At 65.0% G+C, this 8,163-nt stretch carries 10 protein-coding genes; 5 read left to right on the forward strand and 5 right to left on the reverse strand.

Annotation, left to right across the window (positions count from 1 at the left end):
- The 3 genes from WAN02_RS10485 to fadD1 all read left to right on the forward strand — a co-directional run.
- Positions 1 to 646, forward strand: a 646-nt coding sequence (locus WAN02_RS10485; protein WP_422264088.1) for a thiolase family protein, incomplete at its 5' end; no start/stop codon positions are given.
- A gap of 1 nt (position 647) precedes the next feature.
- Positions 648 to 1,067 (forward strand): Zn-ribbon domain-containing OB-fold protein, encoded by a 420-nt coding sequence (locus WAN02_RS10490; protein WP_422264089.1) that lies wholly within the window; start codon positions 648 to 650, stop codon positions 1,065 to 1,067.
- The gene (gene fadD1 / locus WAN02_RS10495) at positions 1,060 to 2,637 is read left to right on the forward strand and encodes a fatty-acid--CoA ligase FadD1 (protein ID WP_422264090.1); all 1,578 of its coding nucleotides are present in this window, start codon (positions 1,060 to 1,062) and stop codon (positions 2,635 to 2,637) included. Before WAN02_RS10490 ends, fadD1 begins: the two co-directional genes overlap by 8 nt.
- 22 nt (positions 2,638 to 2,659) lie before the next feature.
- Here the strand turns inward: fadD1 and WAN02_RS10500 are convergent, their stop codons facing one another.
- The 4 genes from WAN02_RS10500 to dtd form a co-directional block, all read right to left on the reverse strand.
- Entirely contained in the window at positions 2,660 to 3,481 is an 822-nt protein-coding gene (locus WAN02_RS10500; RefSeq protein WP_422264091.1) for a MerR family transcriptional regulator, read from the reverse strand.
- Between the two features lie 2 nt (positions 3,482 to 3,483).
- Entirely contained in the window at positions 3,484 to 3,849 is a 366-nt protein-coding gene (locus tag WAN02_RS10505) for a nuclear transport factor 2 family protein (protein ID WP_422264092.1), read from the reverse strand.
- 109 nt (positions 3,850 to 3,958) lie between these two features.
- Positions 3,959 to 4,879, reverse strand: a complete 921-nt coding sequence (locus WAN02_RS10510; RefSeq protein WP_422264093.1) for a class I SAM-dependent methyltransferase — start codon at positions 4,877 to 4,879, stop codon at positions 3,959 to 3,961.
- A 13-nt stretch (positions 4,880 to 4,892) separates the two neighbouring features.
- Complete coding sequence (dtd, locus tag WAN02_RS10515; protein WP_422264097.1) at positions 4,893 to 5,324, reverse strand: D-aminoacyl-tRNA deacylase; 432 nt, start codon at positions 5,322 to 5,324, stop codon at positions 4,893 to 4,895.
- A 39-nt stretch (positions 5,325 to 5,363) separates the two neighbouring features.
- On the opposite strand from dtd, the gene WAN02_RS10520 reads away from it, so the two are divergent.
- Together WAN02_RS10520 and WAN02_RS10525 are read left to right on the forward strand one after the other, a co-directional pair.
- Positions 5,364 to 5,681: a thiamine-binding protein gene (locus WAN02_RS10520; protein ID WP_422264094.1), complete on the forward strand. Its 318-nt coding sequence runs from the start codon at positions 5,364 to 5,366 to the stop codon at positions 5,679 to 5,681.
- Between the two features lie 27 nt (positions 5,682 to 5,708).
- Positions 5,709 to 6,974: a competence/damage-inducible protein A gene (locus WAN02_RS10525; RefSeq protein WP_422264095.1), complete on the forward strand. Its 1,266-nt coding sequence runs from the start codon at positions 5,709 to 5,711 to the stop codon at positions 6,972 to 6,974.
- Here WAN02_RS10525 and WAN02_RS10530 read toward each other — a convergent pair.
- Positions 6,971 to 8,163, reverse strand: a 1,193-nt coding sequence (locus tag WAN02_RS10530; RefSeq protein WP_422264096.1) for an MFS transporter, incomplete at its 5' end; no start/stop codon positions are given. The two genes, WAN02_RS10525 and WAN02_RS10530, sit on opposite strands and share 4 nt — an antisense overlap.

The following is an 8,163-nucleotide window of genomic DNA, read 5'->3' on the forward strand; positions in this document are numbered from 1 at the left end:
GCGTACGAACGCGTGCGCGCATCCGGGAGCGGTGTTCCACGGCAAGCCCATCACCGTCGACGACGTTCTCGAGAGCCCGATGATCGCCGATCCGATCCACATGCTGGAGACGGTGATGCGAGTGCAGGGCGGTGTCGGTGTCCTGGTCGCCAACGCCGACGTGGCCCGGCGTGCCCGTCACCGTCCGGTGTGGGTCAAGGGATTCGGCGAGCACATTGCCTTCAAGACCGCGACCTACGCCGAAGACTTGATGACGACGCCGATCGCGCGCGCCGCCGAACGTGCGTTCGCGATGGCGGGTCTCGCCCCCTCGGCCGTCGACATGGCATCGCTCTACGACTGCTACACCATCACCGTCTTGATGACCCTCGAAGACGCCGGTTTTTGCGGCAAGGGCGAAGGCATGGACTGGGTCAACCAGCGCGACCTCACTTTTGCGGGCGACTTTCCGCTCAACACGGCGGGCGGGCAGCTCTCATTCGGGCAAGCCGGGATGGCCGGCGGCATGCACCACGTGGTCGATGCCGCGCGTCAGGTGATGGGCCGGGCCGCCGCGGCGCAGGTCGCCGACTGCAACCATGCATTCGTCAGCGGCACCGGTGGGATCATGAGTGAACAAGTCGCGCTGGTATTGGGTGGTGACTGAGATGACCGAGGTGACACCACTTCCCGAGGCCACCCCGGTGTCAGCGCCGTTCTGGCAAGCGCTCACCGAGCACCGGATCCTGGTGCAATATTCGCCGTCGTTGGGGCGGTATGTGTTCTATCCGCGCACGCTAACGCCGGGCACCCTCGCCGACGACCTGCAGTGGCGCGAAATCGACGGGGCCGGATCGGTGTACACCTTCACGGTGGCGCGTCGGCCCACCGGCCCACCATGGGCGGATTCGCTGCCGCAGATCCTCGCCGTCGTCGAGTGGGACGCCGGACCGCGGTTCAGCACCGAACTGGTGGACGTGGACCCGGCCGACGTCCGGGTAGGAATGCGGGTGAGCCCGGTATTCTGCGACATTCCCGACACCGGAGTCACGTTGTTGCGGTATCGGCCGGAGCCTGCGCATGTTTGAGACCGTCCAGCAACTACTGCGGTCCCGCATGCGCGAGGACACTCCTGCGGTGGCCTACGGCGAGCAGACCTGGACCTGGCGTGAGCACCTCGCGGAGGCCGCGGGCGAGGCGTCGGCGCTGATTGGGCTCGCCGACACTACGCGCCCGTTGCATGTCGGTGCGTTGCTGGCCAATTCACCGGCGATGCTGCGCTCCATGGCGGCGGCCGCGTTGGGTGGTTACGTGTTGTGCGGCATCAACACCACGCGGCGCGGTCCGGGTTTGGCAACCGATATCCGGCGGTCGGATTGCCAACTGCTGCTGGTCGATTCAGACCATCTGGCTTTGCTGGACGGCTTGGACCTGCACGACATCACCGTGCTGGAAGTGGCGTCGCCGCGCTACGTCGACGCGGTCGCGGACGCACCGCCCCTTGTCCCGTACCGCGAGGTCGGTTTCGACGACACCCTGATGATGATCTTCACCTCAGGAACCAGCGGCGACCCCAAGGCCGTGCGTTTCTCACACGTGATGGCGATCATGTGCGGCGCCAGCCTGATTGGGCAGTACGACGTCACCGCGGACGACGTGTGCTACCTGTCGATGCCGCTGTTCCATTCCAACGGCGTGGCCGCCGGGTGGGCCGTGGCCGTCGGCAGTGGAGCGACGATGGTGCCCGCCCGGTTCTCGACGTCGAGATTCTTGGCCGATGTCCGCCGCTACAACGTCACCTACATGAACTATGTCGGTAAACCGCTGGCCCTGCTGCTGGCCACCCCTGAGCAACACGGCGACGCCGACAACACCCTGCGCATGGCATTCGGTAACGAAGCGAGCGACCGCGACATCGACGAGTTCGCCCGGCGGTTCGGCTGCCGGGTGGTGGACAGCTTCGGATCCAGCGAGTTCGCGGTGATCATCACTCGCGAGGACGGCACCCCGGCCGGCTCCATCGGCAAGGGATATCCGGGCGTCGCCATTTACGATGCGCAGACCGTAACCGAATGCGCACCTGCCATTTTCGACGAGAATGGCGCCCTGGCCAATTTCGACGAGGCTGTCGGCGAACTGGTCAACACCGAAGGCTCTGGCCCGTTCGCCGGCTACTACAACGATCCCGCGGCCACCAGCGAGCGAATGCGCCACGGCATGTATTGGTCGGGCGATCTGGCGTATCGGGACACCGAAGGCTGGATCTATCTGGCCGGCCGCACGGCGGATTGGCTGCGCGTCGACGGCGAGAACCTGGCGGCCGCGCCCATCGAGCGAATTCTGCAGCGGCTGGCGCCGATCAATCAGGTCGCGGTGTATGGGATTCGGGATGAGGTCGGTGACCAGTTGATGGCCGCGATCGTGCTCAATGACGGGCAGTCGCTCACTCCGGACGAATTCGAGAAGTTCCTCCACACCCAATCCGACCTGTCACCAAAAGCCTGGCCCCGGTTCGTACGGATCAACGATGAGCTCCCGACAACGGCGACCACCAAGATCCTGAAGCGCGACTTGATCCGCGGGGGAGTGACGGCCGAGGACGGCGTGCTGTGGGAACGGGCATCGCGAGGAACCGCATACGTCGTGGTTGATCCTTGATGACGTGGTTTGCGGGCGTTAGCTATTCAGCGGGGGAGTCGATGATCGGCCAAGCGATTTCGGTGCGCCATTGGGTGTGATCGCTGGTATGGCTGTGATCGCGGTGGTAATACTCGCGCAGTTGCCAGCCGACCGCTAATTCGTGCTCGGCGACATAGGAACCCAAACGGCCGTAGGCTAGGTCGATATCGGAGTGCGGCCCTTGATAGCTGGTGACGGCGACCTCGGCCGCCGGAATGATCAGCGCTGTGACCCGGCCAACTTCGCGCGGTGTCGTCACCGGGATGAAAACGGTTGCTTCGCCGGGCTCATGGTGAAACAGGCATTCGTCGTACAAACCACCGGCGGGTCCGGCGATCCTCAGGGCATTATCTGCTGCGGCGCTGCGCAATTCGGCTAAGGCCTCACGCCACCAGGCTTCGATATCCAACGGGTCCAAGGTGTTTTCGGTAATTGCCAATGCGGGAAAGCTTGATTCGGCTCGCCGGTGTACCGGCTGCGGCCCGGCGGGGCTGTCCAGCAGCGCACGCAACGAGCTCACCGCGGCTTGCGTCTTCGCCAGTTCGGTTTCGAGATGATCGATATGGGCGGAGATCAGGCTGTCGCGCACGATTGGGGTGTCGGCGACGAGTACAGCCCGGACGTCGGCGACCGGCATGCGCAGATCACGTAGTCGCCGGATCAGCTGGGCCGTCGGGAGTTGTTCCAGTGTGTAATAGCGGTATCCGGTGTCCGGGTCGACTTCGGCTGGTTCTAGCAATCCGACTTGGTGATAGTGCCGCAGAGTTTTGACACTCAGATGGGTCATGGTCGCGAAGCGACCTACGCTGACGGTGTTGGTCATAGTCAATACTGGGGTGCAGTGTTGTTCACGATGAACAAGGTGACGATCTTGCCGTCGCGAACACGAAGGTAATTGGTCATGATCAGCGGGTCAGGGAGTCCTGTTTTATCGTAGTCGCCCTCGTATCGGCAGCGCACGCACCACATACCGGCATTGTCTACGGCCTCAACGGGTTGCATCGTGACGCGGTCACCGACCAACTCCTTGGCCACGAACGCACGGATGCGCTCCCGTCCCCAGAATTCCCGAGCTACGTCGTTGACGAGGGCATCCTCGGCGAACGTGTCCATGATCGCATCGAGATCGAAACTGTTGATCGCCGCGATATGCGAAGCGATTGCGGGATCCAGGGAAAGCTGAACGGTCATCGGGTTCTCCTCAGTCGTGTCGGCGTCACGTGCCTGTCGACGACAACTGTGAGGTCTCCCGCTACGGGAGGGTCAAGCATCTCCACATCGCCGAGCATGGCCTATCAGGCTAACGCGTGGCGGTGATGTACTCCGAGTGCATGATCTCGTCGAGGTCCATGTCGACCTGGGCCGGGGCCCGGCCGTATGCACGCTGCAGTTCCGGGTTGGTCTGCACGGGGTCGACCGTCCAGCCGTGATCGGCAAGCCATAGCGCCGGTTTCGTTTTCGTCGCGTCGTCGTAGGTCAACGTGGAGAAATTCACGTCGCCCGACAGGTTGAGGCCCGGGTAACTGCCTTCCAGTGCAGCGAGCCGGTCCTGGTCAAGACATGAGCCCAGTGCGCCTATCCCGAGCCGGCTGCCCGGCGTCGACAATTCGGTGATCCGACTGAACAACGTGTCCTGGGCGTCGCCGGTCAAGTACGGCAGAATGCCCTCCACCGACCAGGCGGTCGGGTGTTCGGTGTCGAAGCCGCTGTCCCGCAACGGTATTGACCAGTCATCGCGCAGGTCGGCCGCGACGTCGCGCCGGTCGGCCGCGGGTTCTGCTGCGTGCTGTGCAAGCACTCTCGCCTTGAACTCGAGGACTTTCGGCTGGTCGACCTCGAATACCGTTGTGCCGGTTGGCCATCTCAGCCGATACGCTCGCGAGTCCAGGCCGGCTGCCACGATGACGGCCTGGCGGATGCCCCGCTGCGCCGCGGAGGAGAAGAATTCGTCGAAGAACCGGGTCTGCGCGCCGTACAGGCGGGGAAAGGTGACCGCCCCCTCGGATGTGCCCGGGTCGGCGAGGGCGCTGTTGAGAAACGGGTCCGCGGATGCCGCGATGAAGTATTTGGCATAATCGTCGCGCACCAACGGATGGTCGCTCACCGCGTGTAAGGCACGCCATCCCGCGACCAGCAATGCGGTGTAGCCCACGCTGCTGACGATGTCCCAGGTGTCGTCGTCGGAGCGGTCCACGCCCCAGTTGCCCTGCGATGTGCTCATGTAACCCTTCCTCTCACAGCTCGAGCAGTACCGTCACCGGGCCGTCGTTGACCAATTCGACCTGCATGTGAGCGCCGAATACTCCGGTTTCCACGCCGGCCCCAAGATCGCGCAGCGCTTGCACGAACGCGGCGACCAGCGGCTCGGCGGCTGCGCCCGGCGCGGCGGCATTCCAGGACGGTCGCCGGCCCTTGGCGGTGTCGGCGTACAGCGTGAACTGGCTGACCACCATGATCGGTGCATCGACGTCGGAGGCCGACCGGTCGTCGTCGAGAATCCGCAGTTGCCAGAGCTTTTCGGCGAGCCGTCGGGCTTTGTCGGCGTCGTCACCGTGGGTCACCCCGACGAGCGCCAGCAGGCCTTGTCCGGCGGGCCGGATCGCACCGACGGCTTGGCCATCCACCGACACCGTTGCCGACGCGACCCGCTGCACCAGAACCCGCATGGCCCGATGCTGCCATGACCTCGTGGGTACGCTCATTGGGTGTCCGTACTGGTCGCATTCTCGGTCACACCACTCGGAGTCGGCGAGGGTGTCGGTGAGATCGTCGCCGAAGCGGTTCGGGTAGTTCGAGACTCCGGATTGCCGAACAAGACCGATTCGATGTTCACCGTGATGGAGGGTGACAGCTGGGCCGAGGTGATGGCCGTCGTGGAGCGCGCCGTCGAAGCCGTGGCGGCCCGCGCCACCCGGGTCAGCGTGGTGATCAAGGCGGACTGGCGATCGGGTGTGACCGACGCGATGACCAGCAAGACCGAATCGGTGGAGCGTCACCTATCCGCCCAACCCGGGGATGCGTAGCGAAACTGCCCGCCTAATGTCGTAGTGGTGAGCGCACGCGCGGGCATTGTCGTCACCGGAACCGAGGTCTTGACCGGGCGGGTCGCCGACCGCAACGGCCCATGGCTCGCCGACCGGCTTCTCGAGCTGGGCGTCGAACTCGCGCACATCACCATCTGCGGTGACCGCGCAGCCGACATCGAAGCCCAGCTGCGGTTCATGGCCGACGAAGGCGTGGACCTGATCGTCACCAGCGGCGGGTTGGGACCGACCGCCGACGACATGACCGTGGCAACCGTCGCGCGATATTGCGGTCGCGAACTCGTGCTGGACGCCGAGCTGGAAAACAAGATCGCGGAGATCTTGAAGAGGCTGATGGCACGCATCGGGGGCGGCGATTTCGACGCGGTGCGTGCTGCCAATCGCAAGCAGGCGATGGTCCCGCTCGGAGCTGTCGTGATGGATCCGGTGGGAACGGCGCCCGGGGTGGTGGTTCCCGGTAAGCCCACCGTCGTCGTTTTACCGGGGCCGCCGCGCGAGCTACAGCCGATGTGGAAGACCGCGGTACAGACGGCCGCCGTCCAGGAAGCCATCGCGGGCCGGACGATCTACCGCCAAGACACCATCAGAATGTTCGGGCTGCCGGAATCCGGCCTGGCCGAGACTCTTCGGGAGGCGGAGCACGAGGTGCCCGACTTCGACTCGATGGAGATCACCACCTGTCTGCGGCGCGGGGAGATCGAGATGGTCACCCGCTATGAACCTGACGCCGCGGACATCTACCGGCAGCTGAGCGAGTTACTTCGCGCCCGGCACGGCCAGCACATCTTCTCCGAGGATGGCGCCCAGGTGGATGACCAAGTCGCGCAGCTGCTGACCGGACGCCGGATCGCCACAGCAGAGTCATGCACCGGGGGACTGCTGGCGGCACGACTGACCGATCGACCCGGTTCGTCGGCCTACCTCGCCGGCGGGTTGGTGGCCTACGCCAATGACGCGAAAACCGAGTTGCTCGGTGTGGATGCGGCGCTGATCGACGCGCACGGCGCGGTGTCGGAACCGGTGGCGGAAGCGATGGCCGCCGGTGCGCTGCGCCGATTCGACGCCGACACCGCGGTGGCGATCACCGGGATCGCCGGGCCAGGCGGGGGAACCGAGGAAAAGCCCGTCGGGACAGTCTGTTTCACCGTGGCGGTCGACGGCGCGTCCTCGACCCGCACGCTTCGACTGCCCGGCAACCGGTCCGACGTCCGGGAGCGCTCGACCACGGTCGCGATGCACCTGCTGCGTCAAGCGCTCGATCAAGGCGGTTAGTCGCCGAGGGCGCTGCTTTGCCTGGTGCCGAACCGAATTCCGGTGGCGTCCTTGCCGATCGCCGTCAACACGGCAACGGCGATCAGGACCGGAACGATGGTCGCCGCCAACGCGAAGGGATAGCCGTGGGAAGCGGCCAGCCGCTCCTGGATCGGCAAGTTGAAGGCAGCCAGCAGATTACCCAGCTGATAGGTGACGCCCGGATAGAAGCCGCGGATGGCGTCCGGCGACATCTCGGTCAGGTGCGCGGGTATGACGCCCCACGCGCCCTGCACCGCGAACTGCATCAAAAACGAGCCGAGACACAGCATCGCGGCGGTATGCGAGTAGGCGAACAGCGGCACGATCGGCAGCCCCAGCACGGCGCAGAACACCACGGTGTGGCGGCGGCCGAACCGCTGGGACAGCGAGCCGAAGATCAGCCCGCCGGCAATGGCGCCGAGGTTGTAGATCACCACGATCCACTTGGCGCCTGCGTGGGATAGCGCGGCGCCGCCGTCGTGGGTGGCCGACAGGAACGTCGGGTACACGTCCTGGGTGCCGTGACTCATCCAATTGAAGGCCGCCATCAACAGGATCAGATAGATGAACCGCCGGATGACGGCGGCCTCGCGCAGCACGTCGCGGATCCTGGTGCGGGTCAATTTCATTCGGTCCTGCTCGGCTTCCCAGACTTCCGACTCCCGCACGCGGTACCGGATGATCAGGCTGATCAGCGCGGGGATGACACTCAGACCGAACAGCCAGCGCCAGGACAGCCCGAGTTGATCCATGACCAACAGCGACGCAACTGTTGCGAGCAGATAGCCGAACGCGTAGCCCTCCTGCAGCAGACCAGAGAAGAACCCGCGCCGCTCGACGGGGACTTTCTCCATCGCCAGCGCGGCACCCAGACCCCACTCACCGCCCATGCCAATGCCATACAGCAGTCGCAGGATGACCAGCACGGTGAAGTTCGGCGCGAACGCGCACAAAAAGCCGACCACCGAATAGAACACCACGTCAACCATCAGCGGCAGCCGCCGGCCGACCCGGTCGGCCCAGAGCCCGAACAGCAATGCGCCCACCGGGCGCATGAGCAAGGTCGCCGTGGTCAGGAACGCGACTTCGGCCTTGGTGTGGTGGAAGGTCTTGGCGATGTCGGCATAGACCAGCACCACGAGGAAGTAATCGAAGGCGTCCATCGTCC

This window comes from Mycobacterium sp. (assembly GCF_049281135.1).
Lineage (GTDB): Bacteria > Actinomycetota > Actinomycetes > Mycobacteriales > Mycobacteriaceae > Mycobacterium.

Coding starts and splice junctions, on each gene's coding strand:
- WAN02_RS10500 (WP_422264091.1), bottom strand. CDS start 3,481: ATGACCAACACCGTCAGCGTAGGTCGCTTCGCGACCATGACCCATCTG.
- fadD1 (WP_422264090.1), top strand. CDS start 1,060: ATGTTTGAGACCGTCCAGCAACTACTGCGGTCCCGCATGCGCGAGGAC.
- dtd (WP_422264097.1), bottom strand. CDS start 5,324: ATGCGGGTTCTGGTGCAGCGGGTCGCGTCGGCAACGGTGTCGGTGGAT.
- WAN02_RS10490 (WP_422264089.1), top strand. CDS start 648: ATGACCGAGGTGACACCACTTCCCGAGGCCACCCCGGTGTCAGCGCCG.
- WAN02_RS10510 (WP_422264093.1), bottom strand. CDS start 4,879: ATGAGCACATCGCAGGGCAACTGGGGCGTGGACCGCTCCGACGACGAC.
- WAN02_RS10505 (WP_422264092.1), bottom strand. CDS start 3,849: ATGACCGTTCAGCTTTCCCTGGATCCCGCAATCGCTTCGCATATCGCG.